Raw genomic sequence first — 16,272 nt, forward strand, 5'->3', positions numbered from 1 at the left:
CCTCTCTGGAAAAGGTTCAGCGTTTGTAGGTCGGCGTGATGAAGGGCAGGGCGCTGACGGTGATCGGCAGATATTTGCCGCGCACTTCAGCATAGATTTCGGTTCCGGCAGCCGCATGCGAGACGGGCACGTAGCCCATGGCAACGGGTCCCTCGACGCTCGGGCCGAAGCCACCGGACGTGACTTCGCCGATCTCGGTCTTGCCTTCGGCATCGGCGTAGAGCTTGGCATGGCCGCGCGCCGGCGCCTTGCCTTCGGGCTTCAGGCCAACGCGGCGGCGCGTGGCGCCGTTGTCGAGTTCGGATAGAATACGGGCAGCACCGGGGAAACCGCCGGCGCGGGCGCCACCGGTCTTGCGGGCCTTCTGCATGCCCCATTCGAGGGCCGCTTCGACAGGCGTCGTCGTCGTGTCGATGTCGTTGCCATAGAGGCAGAGACCGGCTTCGAGGCGGAGCGAGTCGCGGGCGCCGAGGCCGATTGCCTCGACATCGGGATGCTCAAGCAACCGCTTGGTGACATCCTCGGCCTTGTCGGCGGGAATGGAGATTTCGAAGCCGTCCTCGCCGGAATAGCCCGAACGGGAGACGAGACAGGAAACGTCGTGCAGGCGGCAGTGGCGCACGTCCATGAATTTCATGGCCGCGACATCGGCCCAGAGTTCGGCAAGCACATCGACGGCGCGCGGTCCCTGCAGCGCAACGAGCGCGCGGTCGAGCACGGTGATGTCGCAGCGGTCGCCGATATGTTTGCGCATATGCGCGACGTCTTCGTCCTTGCAGGCGGCGTTGACGACGACGAACAGGTGGTCGTCGAGATGGGTGATCATCAGATCGTCGAGGATGCCGCCATTGTCGTCGGTGAAGAAGCCATAGCGCTGGCGTCCCTCGGCGAGACCGAGAATGTCCACGGGTACGAGGCTTTCGAGCGCGAGGGCTGCATCCTCATACTTGCCGGTCTTCGCCTTCACGATGACCTGGCCCATATGCGAAACGTCGAAGACGCCGGCAGCCTGGCGGGTCTGCAGATGCTCCTTCATCACGCCGGCCGGATATTGCACCGGCATGTCGTAGCCTGCGAAGGGAACCATGCGGGCGCCGAGCGACAGATGCAGCGCATGAAGCGGGGTTTTCTTGAGGGCAGCAGTATCGTCCAATGACGCCTCCGGTCGTTGCGCGTGGAAGTCCATGCGCGGGCTCAAATGAAGGCGCAGTTACGCCTCGTTATCGAGCCCCCTCTGTCCTTGCGCCTGAGATTGTTATCCCTTCGGCGAGCGTTTCGCGAACGCTTCTCTCCAGAGTTCCGTCTGCCCCTTGTGGTCCTTTTGCCTGAGAGTTTCCGGGGCGGTTGCTCCTTCGGCACTGGTTCTTGCAAACCAGCTTCTCCCAACAAGGTTGCGGCAATTATCGGGCGGAACGGGTGCTTGGCAAGAGGGGAATGTCGCCACCGAGCAAATTTTTGTCGCGCCGCCCCGGCGCGAATTGCATTCTGCGGCAAATCGGCTTTTGCTTTTCGCCAATAAAGTGATTAATCGCGACACCAGCGGTGAGGGGATTGGATGACTGCAAGGAGCCGGAAAGCCGGGATGCTGACGCGCATGATCTGCGCGCTGAGCCTGCTTTTGCTCGGCCTTGGGCACCAGCTGCCGCAACTCGGCGCTGAGCCGCTTTACAACGCTGCCGAATATACACTGCCTGACGGTTCCTTCGCCTCGCTCTGCGTCACCGTCAAGGATGACGAAGGCAAGCGGATCCCGATGGGGCCGAATTGCGACGTCTGCCGCCTCGCTGCCTCGGTGATCCTGCCCGCGCCGGATGCTGCCGCATGGCTGAAGCTCGATTTTGCCTCGGTCGAGAACGGCCTGACGAGCGATATCGCGGCACTGCCGCTTCGCGCCGTGGCGCAGCCGAAATCACGGGGGCCGCCGGTTCTGGCCTGATCTCCAACCTGAACCGAAATGCAATATGATGCCGGAGCCCGCCAAGACGATGCGGATGCCGGCGAGGAGACATCAGATGAAAACCGTTCAAACCCTTGGCCTTGCCGCTGCCCTTTCCTTTGCCGCGACGGCCGCCAGCGCTCATGTGACCTTTCTCGACGCCGAGGCGCCGCAGGAAGCCACCATCCTGGCAACGCTGCAGGTCCCGCATGGCTGCGACGGCAAGCCGACGAATGAAGTGCAGGTGAAGCTGCCGGAAGGCTTCGTCTTCGCCAAGCCGCAGCCGAAGGCCGGCTGGGAGCTCGAGGTCATCAAGGGCGACTACAAGAAGAGCTACGACAATCACGGTACGCCGGTGAAGTCGGGCGCGATCGAGATCCGCTGGAAGGGCGGCAATCTCTCCGATGATTTCTACGACACCTTCGTGATCCAGGGTAAGGTCTCCGGCGTCGATGCCGGCACCTCGCTGGCTTTCCCGGTCACGCAGCTCTGCGGCGATACCGTCGAGGCCTGGGATCAGATCGCCGCCGATGGCAGCGATCCGCACAAGCTGAAGAGCCCGGCGCCGGTGCTGAAGGTGGTCGAGGGCAGCTATCACGGCCATGGCCACGACGACATGGCCGGCATGGACATGAGCGGCATGGCCGGAATGGCCATGGCGGCGCCCGCGGGCGACGAGGCGAAGATCGGCGATCTCGAAATATCCGGCGCCTTTGCCAAGGCGATGCTTCCGGGCCAACCTGTCGGCGGTGGCTTCTTTACGGTCAAGAACAACGGCAAGAGCGATGATACGCTTGTCGCCATCACGTCGCCAAATGCCGGCGAGGTGCAGATGCACGAGATGAAGACCGAGAACAATGTCATGAAGATGCGCGAGCTGAAGGGTGGCATCGCCATTCCTGCGGGCGGAACCGTCAAGCTTGAGCCCGGCGCCCTGCATCTGATGTTCCAGAAGGTCACGGCGCCCTTCAAGCAGGGTGACACAGTTCCGGTGACGCTGACCTTTGAAAAGGCGGGCAAGGTCGATGTGACGCTGAAGGTGCTCTCGGCGCAGGGCAAGTAAAACGTTCGTCAAGGCACTCAACAAAAAGGCCCGCGTCACAGACCGCGGACCTTTCTGCCTTCCGGGGACAGAAGTTAGAAGTCTTCGTAGGATTTGAGCGCGTGCTGCAGACCTGCCTGCGGCTGCTTGTTGCCCTTGGTCATCAGGTCCAGCGCCACTTCGGTCGACTGGATGATGTTCGGCATTTCTTCATGTTCGTCGGCCGCTTCGACGCCACGCAGCTGGCGCTCGGCAATCCTGCGGGCATCCTTCGCGGCCATGCTTGCCGGAACGTGCGGAGCGATCCGCAACGAGTCGAAGGCGGCAGCCGCAGTGCTTGCCGATATGGTCACGACCTGTGTCATGCTTTCGACGATACCGGTGTGGCGTTGGCTCCCGGCTAAGGAAAATACTCGCATTTTACCGATCTGCCGGAATTACCGGGAAACGATTGGAAATGCTCTTCTGCTGCGCTAAACAGAGCCATGTTCCAGGCTTTTCTCGTTGCCGCCGGTGGCGCTCTCGGCTCTCTCCTGCGTTATTTCGTCGGCCAGTGGTCGCTCAGGCTGTGGGGTCCCAACTTTCCGTGGGGCACGCTGATCGTCAATGTCGCCGGATGTTTCGTCATCGGCGTCTTTGCCGAGATGATCGCCCGCCGTTTCAATGCGTCGGTAGAGTTGCGGCTCTTGCTGATCACCGGCTTCCTCGGCGGGTTCACGACGTTCTCAGCCTTTTCACTAGACGCAATTTCGCTTTTCGAACGCGGCGAAGCCGTGCTTGGCGGCGTCTATATCGCTGCCAGCGTCGGTCTCTCGATGGCCGCCGTTGTCGCCGGTCTTGCGCTGATGCGGGCGCTGATCTGAGATTCGGGTTTCCGTTTTCGACAAAAATGCTCTAAAGCCACCGGCAAAGGCCGCGCCTGGCGCTGGCAACTCTTTCCGAAAGTACTTTCATGGCTGGCATTGAACATATCACCGTCGAACCGGACGAGGCGGGCATGCGGCTCGATCGCTGGTTCAAGATCCATTTTCCGGGCCTGGGCTTCGGCCCTCTCCAGAAGCTCCTGCGCTCCGGCCAGGTGCGTGTCGATGGCGGCCGCGTCAAGACCGATGCGCGGGTGCAGCCCGGCCAGGTGGTGCGCGTTCCGCCGATAGACGTTGACGCCAAGAAGAACACTCCGATCGCCGGGCACGATTTGAAGCATGGTGGCGACTACGAATTGCTGCAGCGCATGGTTCTGCACGAGGACGACAAGGTGATCGTGCTCAACAAGCCGGCTGGCCTTGCTGTGCAGGGCGGATCGGGCGTAACGCGCAATATCGACAAGATGCTCGAGGCCTGGACTAGCCCCAAAGGCGAGAAGCCGCGGCTGGTGCATCGGCTCGACCGCGACACTTCGGGCGTGCTGGTGATTGCCCGCACCCGTGGCGCGGCGCAGAAGCTGACGGCGGCGTTTCGCGAGCGCGACACCAAAAAGACCTACTGGTCGCTGGTGAAGGGCGTGCCGCGCAAGCACGAGGACAAGATTTCGACCTGGCTCGTCAAGGAGCAGACGCCGGACGGTGACCGCATGCGGGTCTGTAAGCACGGCGAGGAGGGGGCCGACCACGCGATCTCCTACTACAAGGTGCGCGAAACGGCAGCGCAGAACCTCGCCTGGCTGGAGATGGAGCCCTATACCGGGCGTACGCACCAGTTGCGTGTGCACGCGCTGCATATCGGCCACCCGATCATCGGCGACCCCAAATATTTCGACGACGACCATAACTGGGATTTCCCCGGCGGCGTGCAGAAGAAGCTGCATCTGCATGCGCGCAAGATCGACGTTCCTCATCCGAACGGCGGCCGTCTGCGGGTCACCGCGCCGCTGCCCCCGCATATGGTGCAGACCTGGAACCTGCTCGGCCTCGACCTCGCAGAGGCGGATCGGGAAGACTACGAATGAAGCTCGCCCTGTTCGATTGCGACGGCACGCTTGTCGACAGTGCTGCGCTGATCCATGAAGTTATGGCCCGGACTTTCGTGGCCTTCGGCCATCCAAGGCCTGGGATCGAAAGCACCAAGTCGATCATCGGCCTGACGCTCGATATCGCCATTGCCCGGATGCAGGGCAAACCGCATGTCGATGACGAGGCGGTGGCGATGACCGCGCATTACAAGAAAATCTACATGGACGTGCGCGGCGAACCCGGCATGGATGTGCCGCTGTTCGACGGTATCAAGCCCGTCATCGCTGCGCTTGCGGCGCGCGACGATATCCTGATCGGTGCCGTGACCGGCAAGTCCCGGCGCGGCCTCGTCAGCGTTCTTGAGACGCATGGCTTTACCCCGCTTTTCATCGTTTCGCGCACCGCCGACGACTGCCCGTCGAAGCCGCATCCGGCCATGGTGACGGAATGCTGTGACGAAACCGGGATGAATGCTGCGGATACCGTTGTCATCGGCGATGCGATTTACGATATGCAGATGGCGAAGGCCGCGGGCGCCAAAGCGATCGGTGTATCCTGGGGATATGCCAGTGTCGATGAGCTGATTGCTGCAGGTGCCGATGCCATCGCCCATCATCCGAACGACGTGCTCGACCATTTTTGAGGTGACGCCATGCGCGACCTGTTGAACGACCTTTCCGAAGGACTCAGCCATCCCGATCCGATCCGCCGCGCGCAGATCCAGATGAAGAAGCCGCTGCCGAAGCGCTTCTACAAGGACGTTGCCGTTGCCGAACAGGACGCCGGATTTGCGATTCTGCTCGACGGCCGGCCTGTCCGCACGCCCGCCAAGCAGATCCTTGCCGTGCCGACCAAGCCGCTTGCCGATCTGCTCTCTGCCGAATGGCAGGCGCAGGCCGAGGTGATTGATCCGGCGACCATGCCTGTGACGCGGCTGGTGAACACGGCGCTCGACGGTGTGGCGACCGACACACAGGCGGTATTCGACGATATCGTGCGCTTTTCCTCCACCGATCTTCTCTGCTACCGCGCCGACCAGCCGGAGCTGCTGGTGCAGCGGCAGGCCGAGCGCTGGGATCCGGTGCTCGACTGGGCAGCCGGCGATCTCGGTGCGCGCTTCCTGCTGATCGAGGGCGTGATCCATCATGAGCAGCCGCGTGACGCCATCGCGGCTTTCGACGTGACGCTTCGCCGCCATAATAGCGCGCTGGCGCTTGCCGCGTTGCATACGATGACGACGCTGACTGGATCGGCAATTCTGGCGCTGGCTTTTGCCGAGCGGCACCTGACGATGGACGAAGCCTGGTCGCTTGCGCATCTTGACGAGGACTGGACGATCGAGCATTGGGGCAGCGACGAGGAAGCCGAAGAGCGCCGCGCCAAGCGCTTCGAGGACTTCAAGGCGTCGGCGGATGTTTTTTTGGCGCTAAGGGCCTGAAACATATTGCTTTGACCGCCATAATGACGAACTCTGCGACTCCTGATTGGGGATGGGTGCAGGGTTTTTCAATGAAGTGGCTGCGGTTGTGTTTTTGCCAGATAGCGACCATCTGCGCTGCCTTGACCGGCTGCGCCGGCATGGGTTCGAGCGAGCCGCCAGCCCCTGTATATGACGTCAGAAGTGCCGTGGTCCTCGGTGGCCCCGGGATCGCCGGGCCTCTGCTGTCAGGCATCAGTGACCGCGTCAATGCTGCCATCAATGCCACGGTCCGCACCGACGTCTATCCGCGCGTCGTGCTGACGATCCGCATTGTTTCCGTCACCAAGGGGCAGGGCTTCGACAACAACCGCAACGTCGCGAAGATCACCGCCGATGCTGCCTCTGTCGACGACGGGTCGGTGATCGGTGTCTCGGCCTTCGACGTGTCGAGCTTCGCCAACGATCCTGCGATGGCCGATCAGATTCTCGCAGAAGATATTGCCGCGCGGCTTCGCTCGGCATTCAAGCTGACGGCCGGGCGCGGCTGATCAATGCCGCGCTGGCGGCAGGAGGCGTTTTCATGAAGGAAATTCTCGAGGAGCTTGAGCGCCGGCGCGACGAAGCGCGGCTTGGCGGCGGGCAGGCGCGCATCGATGCGCAGCACAAGCGTGGCAAGCTGACGGCCCGCGAGCGAATCGACCTGATCCTCGATGAAGATTCCTTCGAAGAATTCGACATGTTCGTCGAGCACCGTTCCACCGATTTCGGCATGGAGAAGACCCGCTTTGCCGGCGACGGTGTCGTCACCGGCTGGGGCACGGTCAACGGTCGTACCGTCTTCGTCTTCGCCAAGGATTTCACGGTCTTCGGCGGCTCGCTTTCGGAAGCGCATGCCGAGAAGATCATGAAGGTGCAGGACATGGCGCTGAAGAACCGCGCGCCGGTCATCGGTATCTATGATGCAGGCGGCGCACGCATCCAGGAGGGCGTTGCGGCGCTTGGCGGCTATGCGGAAGTGTTCCAGCGCAACGTCCTGGCATCGGGCGTCATCCCGCAGATATCCGTCATCATGGGGCCTTGCGCCGGCGGCGATGTCTATTCGCCGGCGATGACCGATTTCATCTTCATGGTGCGTGATACGTCCTACATGTTCGTCACCGGGCCTGACGTCGTCAAGACGGTGACCAACGAGACAGTCACAGCCGAAGAGCTCGGCGGCGCCTCCGTGCATACGACGCGCTCGTCGATTGCCGACGGCGCCTATGACAACGACGTCGATACACTGCTGCAGGTGCGCCGCCTGATCGATTTCCTGCCCTTGTCGAACACATCGCAGATCCCGGAAATCGAATGTTACCAGCCGGTGACAGAGGCGGACGAGTCGCTCGATACGCTTGTGCCCGCCAACGCCAACAAGCCCTATGACATCAAGGAACTGATCCTGAAGGTCGCCGATGAGGGCGATTTCTTCGAGATTCAGGCGAGCTTCGCCAAGAATATCGTCTGCGGATTCGGGCGCATCGAGGGCTGTACGGTCGGTTTCGTGGCCAACCAGCCGATGGTGCTGGCGGGCGTGCTCGATAGCGATGCATCGCGCAAGGCGGCGCGTTTCGTGCGCTTCTGCGATTGCTTCAACATTCCGCTGGTGACCTTTGTCGATGTGCCGGGATTCCTGCCTGGGACGGCGCAGGAATATGGTGGCCTGATCAAGCATGGCGCAAAGCTGCTGTTTGCGTATGCCGAAGCGACGGTTCCGAAGTTGACGGTGATCACCCGCAAGGCTTTCGGCGGCGCTTATGACGTGATGGCGTCGAAGCATCTGCGCGGCGACCTGAATTACGCCTGGCCAACGGCGCAGATCGCCGTCATGGGAGCCAAGGGCGCGGTCGAGATCATCTTCCGCAAGGATATTGCCGATCCCGAGAAGATCGCGGCGCATACGAAAATGTACGAGGACCGGTTCCTGTCGCCTTTCGTTGCCGCCGAGCGTGGTTACATCGACGAGGTGATCATGCCGCACTCGACGCGCCGTCGTCTGGCGCGCGGATTGAAGATGCTGCGAAACAAGGATCTCTCCAATCCCTGGAAGAAGCATGACAACATTCCGTTATGAGCGAATAAAACTGTCCTTTCAGCTGTTTACGCACTGTCGAAGAAGTGAATAGACGTTGGCATTCCGTGATTTTTCTTGGGAATGGCGACGCGCTAACGCTCTTGCGCCCCTAAAAGGAGAGTCCTTATGTCTGGTATTTTTGATCGCCTGAACGCCTACCAACCCTTCGCGCTGGCTGCGCTCAGAATTTTCACCGCTTTGCTTTTTATCGAGCATGGCACGATGAAGCTTTTGGCTTTTCCCATCCCGCAAGGCGAGGGTGGTTCGCTGCCGCCGCTTTTCCTCGTTGCCGCATTGCTTGAGGTTATCGGTGGCCTGCTCGTTCTCGTCGGCTTCCTGACGCGCCCGGTTGCCTTCCTGCTGTCCGGTGAGATGGCGATCGCCTATTTCATGGCGCATTTCCCGCGCGGCTTCTATCCGGCGGTGAACGGCGGCGGTGAAGCCATCCTGTTCTGCTTCATCTTCCTGTTCCTGGTTTTCGCCGGAGCTGGCGCGCTATCGGTGGACAAGCGCAACGCCTAAAGAAGACGCCGCGGGTTTTGGCCCGCGGCGTTTTTATCTCATGCGGTGAGCTTCAGCCCCGCGATGCCTGCGACGATCAGTGCGATGCAGGCAAGGCGCGATGCGGTGGCGGGATCGCCAAGCAGCCAGATACCAAGAAGGACCGTGCCGACCGTGCCGATTCCGGTCCAGATCGCGTAAGCCGTGCCGATCGGCAGTGTCTTTACCGCCAGCCCCAGAAGCACGACGCTGATCACCATCGAGATAACGGTGAAAATCGTCGGCATGGGTTTGGTGAAGCCATCGGTGTATTTCAGACCGATCGCCCAACCACATTCAAAAAGTCCGGCTAGAAACAGCAGGAACCAGGCCATCTTACTCTCCTTTTCAAGAGCGAGGCCGTCCCCGCGACATTTGCGCCCGAGGGATCGGACGCCGCAGTCGTCTGCGTTGATTTCTATATGCGCGGAGTAACGGCCGAGTTCAAGGTAGGGATTGGCATAGCTGCCATGCCACCCGTTTCTTGCGCCTTACCCAAGCCGCTCGGCATGCCACTTCAAATGGTCGTCCATGAAGGTCGAGATGAAGTAGTAGGAGTGGTCGTAGCGCTCGTGCATGCGGAGCGTCAGACCGATGTCCGTGCCTTTGATCGCCTCTTCGAACAGCCAGGGGCGCAGGCCTTTTTCCAGGAAGCCGTCGGCCTTGCCCTGATCGATCAGGAACTCCGGGAACCGTGCGCCATCGCTTACCAGCGCGCAGGCGTCATACTGGCGCCATTTGGTCTCATCCGTGCCGAGATATTTTCCGAGCGCAGGGGCCGACCAGTCGGCCGTCGAAGGTTCAACGATCGGCGCGAAGGCCGAGCAGCTCCTGAAACGCTCCGGGTTCTTCAGCGCGATGGTCATCGCACCATGGCCGCCCATCGAATGGCCGAAGATGCCCTGACGGCGCATGTCGGCGCGGAACTGTTCGGCGATCAGGGCAGGGAGCTCTTCGGTGATGTAGGTGTACATCTGGTAGTGCTCGGCCCAAGGCGATTCCGTTGCGTCGAGATAGAAGCCGGCGCCTTTGCCCATCTGCCAATTTGTCAGCTCGTCGGCGACATCGTTGCCGCGCGGGCTGGTGTCGGGGCAAACGATGATCAAGCCAAGTTCTGCAGCCATGCGCCGGTATTCACCCTTTTCCATGACGTTGGCATGGGTGCAGGTGAGGCCGGAGAGATACCAGAGCACCGGGCAGGGCTCCTTGATCGCCTTCGGCGGCACAAAGACCGCAAAGGTCATGTCGCAGTTGCAAGCTTCCGAAGCGTGGCTGAATACGCCCTGCATGCCGCCGAAGGCGGTCGCCTGGGAAATGATGTTCATGGCTGATTGTCCGTATTGGGGCTGGCGGCCTTGGCGCGCCGGCAGAGACGATCGAATGTTTCCAGGAACCGTGAGCGGTCCTTGGGGCTGAAGGCGGCGTTGTAGCCCTTGCTCTCGCCGGTCTCGCGAAGATGGGCGCCGAGGTCGCGCATGGCACTCGCCATACCGATATTGGTGTCGTCGAAGATGCGTCCGGTCGGGCCGCTGACGAGCGCGCCGGTTGCGACACAGCGCACGGCAAGCGGTACATCGGCGGTGACGACGACGTCACCTTGACCTGCATGCTCGGCGATCCAGTTGTCAGCCGCGTCGAACGCATTGGATACGATGACGTTCTTCACCATCGGATCGCGCGACGGGCGCAGGCCCGAGTTGGCGACGAAGGTGACCTCGATGCCGAGGCGCTCGGCAACCTTCAGGATTTCCGGTTTGACCGGGCAGGCGTCTGCATCGACATAGATCATGAAGTTCAATCTGTTCTTGCTGGAACGCCACGCGTTACCGCGTAGCGTTCTTTCTTTCGGCTCTCATAGTCCGGCGGCTGCCATCGGTTCAAGATGTCAGGCTTCTTTCAGTGTGCCGGCCTTCTTTGCCACCCAGGTGGCAATGACGTCCATCAGCGTCGGATTGAGGCAGTCGTAGGTCTCCAGGCCGATCTCCCTGAACTTGCCCCGCACGCCCGCCATCGCTGAAGGCGGCGTGCCGGTTTCAATGATCGAGGAGACGAAAGCCGCAAAGCCCGGTTCAGGCCAGCCGCTTTCCTGGAAGCGTTCGGGATGGACGAAATCCAGCCCCTTGAACGCGTGATCGCGCTCCACCGGTCCGTACATGTGAACGCCGCACTGCTTGCAGGCATGGCGCTGGATCAGCGCTTCGGGATCGACGACGTGAAGCTTGTCGCCATTCTCCAGCACCGAGACATTCTCATGCGCCGCCACTGCCACGATCGAGAATGCGGCGCCCTTGGGCTTCCAGCACTTGCTGCAGCCACAGGCGTGGTTGTGCAGCACGGTGCCCTTGACCGCCACCTTCACGGGCTTGTCCGTACAGGCGCAGACAAGCGTTCCGCCGTTGAAATTCGCCTGCCCCTTCTTCACCCCGCCATCGAGCAGCGGGTGTATCGATACCTGGTTTGCCATGTTCAGCTTCTCCTCCTCAGCTGCCCACGGCTCCCAAATCAGGATCGATTTGCGACAAAGCCGCAGGCGATTTCAACGTCGAACCGCATTCCGCATCACTCTCCTCAGTAGACCACGACGCCCCGGATGCTTTCGCCCTTGTGCATCAGCTCGAAGCCCTTGTTGATGTCTTCGAGCGGCATCGTATGGGTGATCATCGGGTCGATCTGGATCTTGCCCTGCATGTACCAGTCGACAATCTTCGGCACGTCGGTGCGGCCGCGCGCGCCGCCAAAGGCCGTGCCCATCCAGTTGCGGCCGGTGACCAGCTGGAACGGACGCGTCGAGATTTCCTGGCCGGCGCCGGCAACGCCGATGATAACAGACTTACCCCAGCCGCGATGCGATGACTCGAGGGCCTGACGCATGACCTTGGTGTTGCCGGTGCAATCGAACGTGTAATCGGCGCCGCCGATCAGGTCGCCGTTGCGCTTCGTCAGGTTGACGAGATAGGGCACGATGTCGTCGCCGACTTCCTTCGGATTGACGAAATGTGTCATGCCGAACTTCTCGCCCCATTCCTTGCGGTCGGGGTTGATATCGACGCCGATGATCATATCGGCGCCGGCAAGGCGCAGGCCCTGCAGCACGTTCAGACCGATGCCGCCGAGACCGAAGACGATCGCCGTGGAGCCGATTTCGACCTTGGCGGTGTTGATGACGGCGCCGATGCCGGTGGTGACGCCGCAGCCGATGTAGCAGATCTTGTCGAAGGGGGCGTCGGGGTTGACCTTGGCGAGCGCGATCTCCGGCAGAACGGTGAAGTTCGAGAAGGTCGAGCAGCCCATATAGTGGTGGATCTTGTCCTTGCCGATCGAGAAGCGCGAGGTGCCGTCGGGCATCACGCCCTGGCCCTGCGTTGCACGGATCGATGTGCAGAGGTTGGTCTTGCGCGACAGGCAGGAATAGCACTCGCGGCATTCCGGCGTGTAGAGCGGAATGACGTGGTCGCCCTTCTTCACCGAGGTGACGCCGGGGCCGACATCGACGACGATGCCTGCACCTTCGTGACCGAGAATTGCCGGGAAGAGGCCTTCCGGATCGGCGCCCGACAGGGTGAAATCATCGGTATGGCAGATGCCAGTCGCCTTCACCTCGACCAGCACCTCTCCGGCGCGTGGTCCCTCTAGCTGAACTGTCATGACCTCAAGCGGCTTGCCGGCCTGAACGGCGACTGCGGCGCGAACGTCCATCGTCTGATCTCCCTCACATGATTTGATGGCGGACATTGGCACGCCGGGTGAGGGAGGCTCAAGCAAAAAGCTTGATCAAAAGACACTTTGTCCGGGATGCGGCAGCGAGTTTGCCGCAAACGTCAGAAGAGGTTTTCGCTCGCGAAAATAATGGCATAGCCGTGCATGGCGATTGCCGCATAGAGCCCGAACGCCACAAGCATCCGCTCGCCGTCATTCATCTCATCAAGCTTCTGGCGCGGCTTGACGGATCCCGAGCCGATCATGCTCAGCAGGATGAAGACAACAAGGCCGGCGATCAGCAGATTGTTCGACAGTCCGATCTCCCAGCCGATCGCCAGAATGCAGCCTGTGACCGCGAAACTTGCCACCATCAGCGAATGACGGGTGCGGAAGATCTGCCGCAGAACCTGTCCGCCGTCGAAGCGATGCATGGGCAGGAGGTTCAGCAGATTGAAGGCGCCGAGGATCAGCAGAAAGACAAGCAGTGGCCGTCCGAAACTGGCAGGCAAAAGGCCATGACCGATCCCCTGGTATGCGGTGATGACGATCTGCACGAGGAAAGCCGACATGCCGGCGCCCATCAGCGCGCAGGCTGCGACCTCGAAGAGATTCTTGTACGGCCGCCCGCCAATGGCGATACCGCCGAGCAGGGGGACGAAGATCATCCGCACTGACTTGTGTCCAAAGGCGCGATAGGCAGCCATATGGCCAAGCTCATGGAGCACGATGACCAGCGTGAGAAAGGTGGAGATCATCAGGCCGCTGACGTTGAGCCCGAAGAATGGCCAGAGCAGCAGCGTCGAGAGGATCGCCAGGCTTGTCTGCACCAACGGACCTTCGAAGTAACCCTGTGGCTTCGAAATGCCGGTTTCCAGCCAGCCCTGCAGCGACCTTACCTCCCGCTGCAGAACGAAATAGCGGAAGAGCAGAAAAGCAAGACCGCGATAGTGGTCGGTCTGACTGATCTCTAGTGTGGACCCTTGGGGCGTTGCCCTGATGATGCGGCTCTCGGTGTAATGCGTCCAGAACTGCGGATCGAGCGTGCTGTCGTCGGTAATCCGGGAGCGGAAGGCATGAACGCCGCCAGCCGGGAGCGGGTCGAGTGCCAGGACGCGGCGCAGCGGCTCTCCATTGCGGTCGAGATGACTGTAAACCTGCTCGACGGATCCAGGACGATGTGCGATCGGCCGGCTGCTGATGACGGCGTGATGCCAATCAGCGGCTTCCCCAGCGGGATTGATCGCCTTCCAGAGCGTGTCAGGCGGACAACGGAGGGTTCTGATGACGCTGATCGTGCGCTGCCCGAGTGGCATACGCATCAACAGCCACAGCAAGCCAAGATTGATCGATAGCAGCAAGCCTGCCGATTGAAGGGCCGTCATTCGCAACTCCGGCCCCAGCCACAGGACGAAAACGGCTCATCATAGAGCGGGCGTCTTAACAAAAATCCTTGGCTTTCAGGCCGTCAGAGGCTGCGGCTGTCCCGGAATGGGTCAGGCGAATTCCATGATGACGGCATCGACGGCCAGGCTTTCACCCGGCTTCGCCTTGACCTTGCCGACGACAAGGTCGCGCTCGGCGCGCAGGACGTTTTCCATCTTCATGGCTTCGACCACCGCCAGCGTTTCGCCGGCCTTGACCTCTTGGCCTTCGGACACCGAGATCGACACGACGAGGCCGGGCATCGGGCAGAGCAGGAGTTTCGACGTATCGGGCGGCAGCTTGACCGGCATCAGCCTGTCGAGTTCCGCGTGGCGGGGGGTAAAGGTCTTTGTGCGGACAGAAAGCCCCTGCCAGTCGATCCGCAAGCCATTCAGGATGGGGCGGATTTGGGCGATGACTTTGACGCCGCCGATCGTTCCGGACCAGACGGGCTCGCCCGGTCTCCAAGTGGTGACAACCTGGATTTCGCTGCCACCTGCATTCATCCCCATGTCGAAGGGGATGGTGACATGGCCTTCCGTCAGCGAGAGGCCTACATAGTCCTTGCCAATCCTGACCACCCAGTCGCTGCGCAGATCGCTGCTGGCCGCACGCAGGCGGTCGGCGTGGCGCTCGCGGCGGCTCGTTTCGATCAGCGATGCCGAGAGCGCGATGGCTGCGAGAGCAGTCTGCTGCCAGCCGTCAGGTTCGGACGGGGCAAAGCCATCGGGATATTCCTCGGCAATGAAGCCGGTCGACAGGCGGCCCTCGCGCCAGCGTGGATGTTTCATCAGTGCCGAAAGAAACGGGACGTTATGTTCGATCCCGTCGACGACGAAGGCGTCGAGCGCCTCGGCCATCGCATCGATAGCCGCCAGCCGGTCCGGCGCCCAGGTGCAGAGCTTGGCGATCATCGGGTCGTAATACATGGAAATCTCGGCACCCTCATAAACGCCGGTGTCGTTGCGGACGATCACGTCGCCCTGCTTGCCTTCTTCAGGCGGGCGGTAGCGCGTCAGGCGGCCGATCGAGGGCAGGAAGTTGCGATAGGGGTCTTCGGCGTAGAGACGGCTTTCTATCGCCCAGCCGTTGAGCTTGATGTCCTTCTGCACGAAGGGCAGCTTTTCACCGGCAGCGACGCGGATCATGTGTTCGACGAGATCGATGCCGGTGACGAGTTCGGTCACCGGATGCTCGACCTGCAGCCGGGTGTTCATTTCCAGGAAATAAAAGTTGCGGTCGCGATCGACGATGAATTCGACGGTTCCCGCACTCTGGTAATCGACGGCCTTGGCAAGCGCGACAGACTGCTCGCCCATGGCCTTACGGGTCTTTTCATCGAGGAACGGCGAGGGCGCCTCTTCGGCGACTTTCTGATTGCGGCGCTGGATCGAGCATTCGCGCTCGCCGAGATAGACGGTGTTGCCGTGCCCGTCGGCGAGTACCTGAATCTCGATGTGGCGGGGATCGACGACGTATTTCTCGATGAAGACGCGGTCATCGCCGAACGAACTCTTTGCTTCAGAGCGTGCCCGGTCGAAACCGTCGCGGACTTCGCTCTCGCTCCAGGCGATACGCATGCCCTTGCCGCCGCCACCGGCAGAGGCCTTGATCATGACGGGGTAGCCGATCTCGCCGGCGATCTTTTCGGCATGGACGGCATCTTCGATGACGCCGAGATAGCCGGGGACCGTGGATACCTTCGCGGCGTTGGCGAATTTCTTTGATTCGATCTTGTCGCCCATGGCGAGGATCGCTTTGGGCTTCGGTCCGATGAAGACGATGCCTTCCTTCTCCAGCGCTTCGCAGAAGGAGGCGCGTTCGGAGAGGAAGCCGTAGCCGGGGTGTACGGCTTCGGCGCCTGTTTCCTTGCAGGCAGCGATGATCTTCTCGGCCACCAGATAGCTTTCCGAGGCCGGGGCGGGGCCGATATGGATGGCTTCGTCCGCCATTTCGACATGAAGCGCGTCCCGATCCGCGTCGGAATAGACTGCGACCGTCAGGATACCCATGCGCCGCGCAGTCTTGATCACGCGGCAAGCGATCTCGCCGCGATTCGCGATCAGGATTTTCTTGAACATGCAGACTCCACCCGAAAAATGCGTCCTGAAGTTCTACGCAGAAACTTCAGAACGCACAATCGTGCGAAAG

General features: G+C 61.3%; 18 protein-coding genes and 1 riboswitch. Of the genes, 9 read left to right on the forward strand and 9 right to left on the reverse strand.

The window, feature by feature from the left end:
* Positions 1-16 precede the first annotated feature (16 nt).
* The gene (gene gcvT / locus AC1DV9_RS06695) at positions 17-1,153 is read right to left on the reverse strand and encodes a glycine cleavage system aminomethyltransferase GcvT (RefSeq protein WP_477946833.1); all 1,137 of its coding nucleotides are present in this window, start codon (positions 1,151-1,153) and stop codon (positions 17-19) included.
* Between the two features lie 150 nt (positions 1,154-1,303).
* Positions 1,304-1,396, reverse strand: a riboswitch (glycine riboswitch).
* 159 nt (positions 1,397-1,555) lie between these two features.
* Here gcvT and AC1DV9_RS06700 point away from each other — a divergent pair.
* Positions 1,556-1,936, forward strand: coding sequence for a hypothetical protein (locus AC1DV9_RS06700; protein ID WP_477946835.1), 381 nt, complete (start codon positions 1,556-1,558; stop codon positions 1,934-1,936).
* A 76-nt stretch (positions 1,937-2,012) separates the two neighbouring features.
* On the forward strand, positions 2,013-2,999 hold the full coding sequence (locus AC1DV9_RS06705) for a copper chaperone PCu(A)C domain-containing protein (RefSeq protein ID WP_477946837.1): 987 nt from the start codon (positions 2,013-2,015) through the stop codon (positions 2,997-2,999).
* 74 nt (positions 3,000-3,073) lie between these two features.
* Here AC1DV9_RS06705 and AC1DV9_RS06710 read toward each other — a convergent pair whose 3' ends face one another.
* Positions 3,074-3,343: a hypothetical protein gene (locus AC1DV9_RS06710; protein ID WP_477946960.1), complete on the reverse strand. Its 270-nt coding sequence runs from the start codon at positions 3,341-3,343 to the stop codon at positions 3,074-3,076.
* 120 nt (positions 3,344-3,463) lie between these two features.
* Between AC1DV9_RS06710 and crcB the strand changes: the two genes are divergently transcribed.
* The 7 genes from crcB to AC1DV9_RS06745 all read left to right on the forward strand — a co-directional run bounded on the left by crcB (position 3,464) and on the right by AC1DV9_RS06745 (position 8,982).
* Positions 3,464-3,841 (forward strand): fluoride efflux transporter CrcB, encoded by a 378-nt coding sequence (gene crcB / locus AC1DV9_RS06715; protein ID WP_310299912.1) that lies wholly within the window; start codon positions 3,464-3,466, stop codon positions 3,839-3,841.
* Between the two features lie 89 nt (positions 3,842-3,930).
* A complete protein-coding gene (locus AC1DV9_RS06720) occupies positions 3,931-4,923 on the forward strand; it encodes an RluA family pseudouridine synthase (RefSeq protein WP_112539202.1) in 993 nt (330 codons plus the stop codon).
* Positions 4,920-5,570 carry an HAD-IA family hydrolase gene (locus AC1DV9_RS06725; protein WP_477946839.1) on the forward strand — a complete coding sequence of 217 codons (651 nt, stop codon included), beginning with the start codon at positions 4,920-4,922 and terminating at the stop codon, positions 5,568-5,570. The genes AC1DV9_RS06720 and AC1DV9_RS06725 overlap by 4 nt, the downstream gene beginning before the upstream one ends.
* A 9-nt stretch (positions 5,571-5,579) precedes the next feature.
* Positions 5,580-6,365: an ATP12 family chaperone protein gene (locus tag AC1DV9_RS06730; RefSeq protein ID WP_477946841.1), complete on the forward strand. Its 786-nt coding sequence runs from the start codon at positions 5,580-5,582 to the stop codon at positions 6,363-6,365.
* 71 nt (positions 6,366-6,436) lie between these two features.
* Positions 6,437-6,895 carry a hypothetical protein gene (locus tag AC1DV9_RS06735; protein WP_477946843.1) on the forward strand — a complete coding sequence of 153 codons (459 nt, stop codon included), beginning with the start codon at positions 6,437-6,439 and terminating at the stop codon, positions 6,893-6,895.
* Between the two features lie 32 nt (positions 6,896-6,927).
* Positions 6,928-8,460 carry an acyl-CoA carboxylase subunit beta gene (locus AC1DV9_RS06740; RefSeq protein ID WP_477946845.1) on the forward strand — a complete coding sequence of 511 codons (1,533 nt, stop codon included), beginning with the start codon at positions 6,928-6,930 and terminating at the stop codon, positions 8,458-8,460.
* A 126-nt stretch (positions 8,461-8,586) separates the two neighbouring features.
* On the forward strand, positions 8,587-8,982 hold the full coding sequence (locus AC1DV9_RS06745; protein WP_477946847.1) for a DoxX family protein: 396 nt from the start codon (positions 8,587-8,589) through the stop codon (positions 8,980-8,982).
* A gap of 38 nt (positions 8,983-9,020) precedes the next feature.
* Here AC1DV9_RS06745 and sugE read toward each other — a convergent pair whose 3' ends face one another.
* The 7 genes from sugE to AC1DV9_RS06780 all read right to left on the reverse strand — a co-directional run bounded on the left by sugE (position 9,021) and on the right by AC1DV9_RS06780 (position 16,202).
* A complete protein-coding gene (sugE, locus tag AC1DV9_RS06750) occupies positions 9,021-9,335 on the reverse strand; it encodes a quaternary ammonium compound efflux SMR transporter SugE (protein WP_112387309.1) in 315 nt (104 codons plus the stop codon).
* 156 nt (positions 9,336-9,491) lie between these two features.
* Positions 9,492-10,325: an S-formylglutathione hydrolase gene (gene fghA, locus AC1DV9_RS06755; protein WP_477946848.1), complete on the reverse strand. Its 834-nt coding sequence runs from the start codon at positions 10,323-10,325 to the stop codon at positions 9,492-9,494.
* Positions 10,322-10,789, reverse strand: a complete 468-nt coding sequence (locus AC1DV9_RS06760) for a YaiI/YqxD family protein (RefSeq protein WP_477946962.1) — start codon at positions 10,787-10,789, stop codon at positions 10,322-10,324. The genes fghA and AC1DV9_RS06760 overlap by 4 nt, the downstream gene beginning before the upstream one ends.
* A 96-nt stretch (positions 10,790-10,885) precedes the next feature.
* The gene (gfa, locus tag AC1DV9_RS06765) at positions 10,886-11,464 is read right to left on the reverse strand and encodes an S-(hydroxymethyl)glutathione synthase (RefSeq protein WP_112387312.1); all 579 of its coding nucleotides are present in this window, start codon (positions 11,462-11,464) and stop codon (positions 10,886-10,888) included.
* A gap of 104 nt (positions 11,465-11,568) precedes the next feature.
* Positions 11,569-12,696, reverse strand: coding sequence for an S-(hydroxymethyl)glutathione dehydrogenase/class III alcohol dehydrogenase (locus tag AC1DV9_RS06770; protein WP_477946850.1), 1,128 nt, complete (start codon positions 12,694-12,696; stop codon positions 11,569-11,571).
* A gap of 122 nt (positions 12,697-12,818) precedes the next feature.
* Positions 12,819-14,081 (reverse strand): zinc metalloprotease, encoded by a 1,263-nt coding sequence (locus AC1DV9_RS06775; RefSeq protein WP_477946852.1) that lies wholly within the window; start codon positions 14,079-14,081, stop codon positions 12,819-12,821.
* A gap of 111 nt (positions 14,082-14,192) precedes the next feature.
* Positions 14,193-16,202: an acetyl-CoA carboxylase biotin carboxylase subunit gene (locus tag AC1DV9_RS06780; protein WP_477946854.1), complete on the reverse strand. Its 2,010-nt coding sequence runs from the start codon at positions 16,200-16,202 to the stop codon at positions 14,193-14,195.
* Positions 16,203-16,272 lie beyond the last annotated feature (70 nt).

Source organism: Rhizobium sp. 01L410, from assembly GCF_056400165.1.

Excerpts from the sequence above, each read along its gene's own strand:
- AC1DV9_RS06700 (WP_477946835.1), top strand. The coding sequence starts at position 1,556 with ATGACTGCAAGGAGCCGGAAAGCCGGGATGCTGACGCGCATGATCTGC.
- AC1DV9_RS06705 (WP_477946837.1), top strand. The coding sequence starts at position 2,013 with ATGAAAACCGTTCAAACCCTTGGCCTTGCCGCTGCCCTTTCCTTTGCC.
- AC1DV9_RS06710 (WP_477946960.1), bottom strand. The coding sequence starts at position 3,343 with ATGACACAGGTCGTGACCATATCGGCAAGCACTGCGGCTGCCGCCTTC.
- crcB (WP_310299912.1), top strand. The coding sequence starts at position 3,464 with ATGTTCCAGGCTTTTCTCGTTGCCGCCGGTGGCGCTCTCGGCTCTCTC.
- AC1DV9_RS06720 (WP_112539202.1), top strand. The coding sequence starts at position 3,931 with ATGGCTGGCATTGAACATATCACCGTCGAACCGGACGAGGCGGGCATG.
- AC1DV9_RS06725 (WP_477946839.1), top strand. The coding sequence starts at position 4,920 with ATGAAGCTCGCCCTGTTCGATTGCGACGGCACGCTTGTCGACAGTGCT.
- AC1DV9_RS06730 (WP_477946841.1), top strand. The coding sequence starts at position 5,580 with ATGCGCGACCTGTTGAACGACCTTTCCGAAGGACTCAGCCATCCCGAT.
- AC1DV9_RS06735 (WP_477946843.1), top strand. The coding sequence starts at position 6,437 with ATGAAGTGGCTGCGGTTGTGTTTTTGCCAGATAGCGACCATCTGCGCT.
- AC1DV9_RS06740 (WP_477946845.1), top strand. The coding sequence starts at position 6,928 with ATGAAGGAAATTCTCGAGGAGCTTGAGCGCCGGCGCGACGAAGCGCGG.
- AC1DV9_RS06745 (WP_477946847.1), top strand. The coding sequence starts at position 8,587 with ATGTCTGGTATTTTTGATCGCCTGAACGCCTACCAACCCTTCGCGCTG.
- sugE (WP_112387309.1), bottom strand. The coding sequence starts at position 9,335 with ATGGCCTGGTTCCTGCTGTTTCTAGCCGGACTTTTTGAATGTGGTTGG.
- fghA (WP_477946848.1), bottom strand. The coding sequence starts at position 10,325 with ATGAACATCATTTCCCAGGCGACCGCCTTCGGCGGCATGCAGGGCGTA.
- AC1DV9_RS06760 (WP_477946962.1), bottom strand. The coding sequence starts at position 10,789 with ATGATCTATGTCGATGCAGACGCCTGCCCGGTCAAACCGGAAATCCTG.
- gfa (WP_112387312.1), bottom strand. The coding sequence starts at position 11,464 with ATGGCAAACCAGGTATCGATACACCCGCTGCTCGATGGCGGGGTGAAG.
- AC1DV9_RS06770 (WP_477946850.1), bottom strand. The coding sequence starts at position 12,696 with ATGGACGTTCGCGCCGCAGTCGCCGTTCAGGCCGGCAAGCCGCTTGAG.
- AC1DV9_RS06775 (WP_477946852.1), bottom strand. The coding sequence starts at position 14,081 with ATGACGGCCCTTCAATCGGCAGGCTTGCTGCTATCGATCAATCTTGGC.
- AC1DV9_RS06780 (WP_477946854.1), bottom strand. The coding sequence starts at position 16,202 with ATGTTCAAGAAAATCCTGATCGCGAATCGCGGCGAGATCGCTTGCCGC.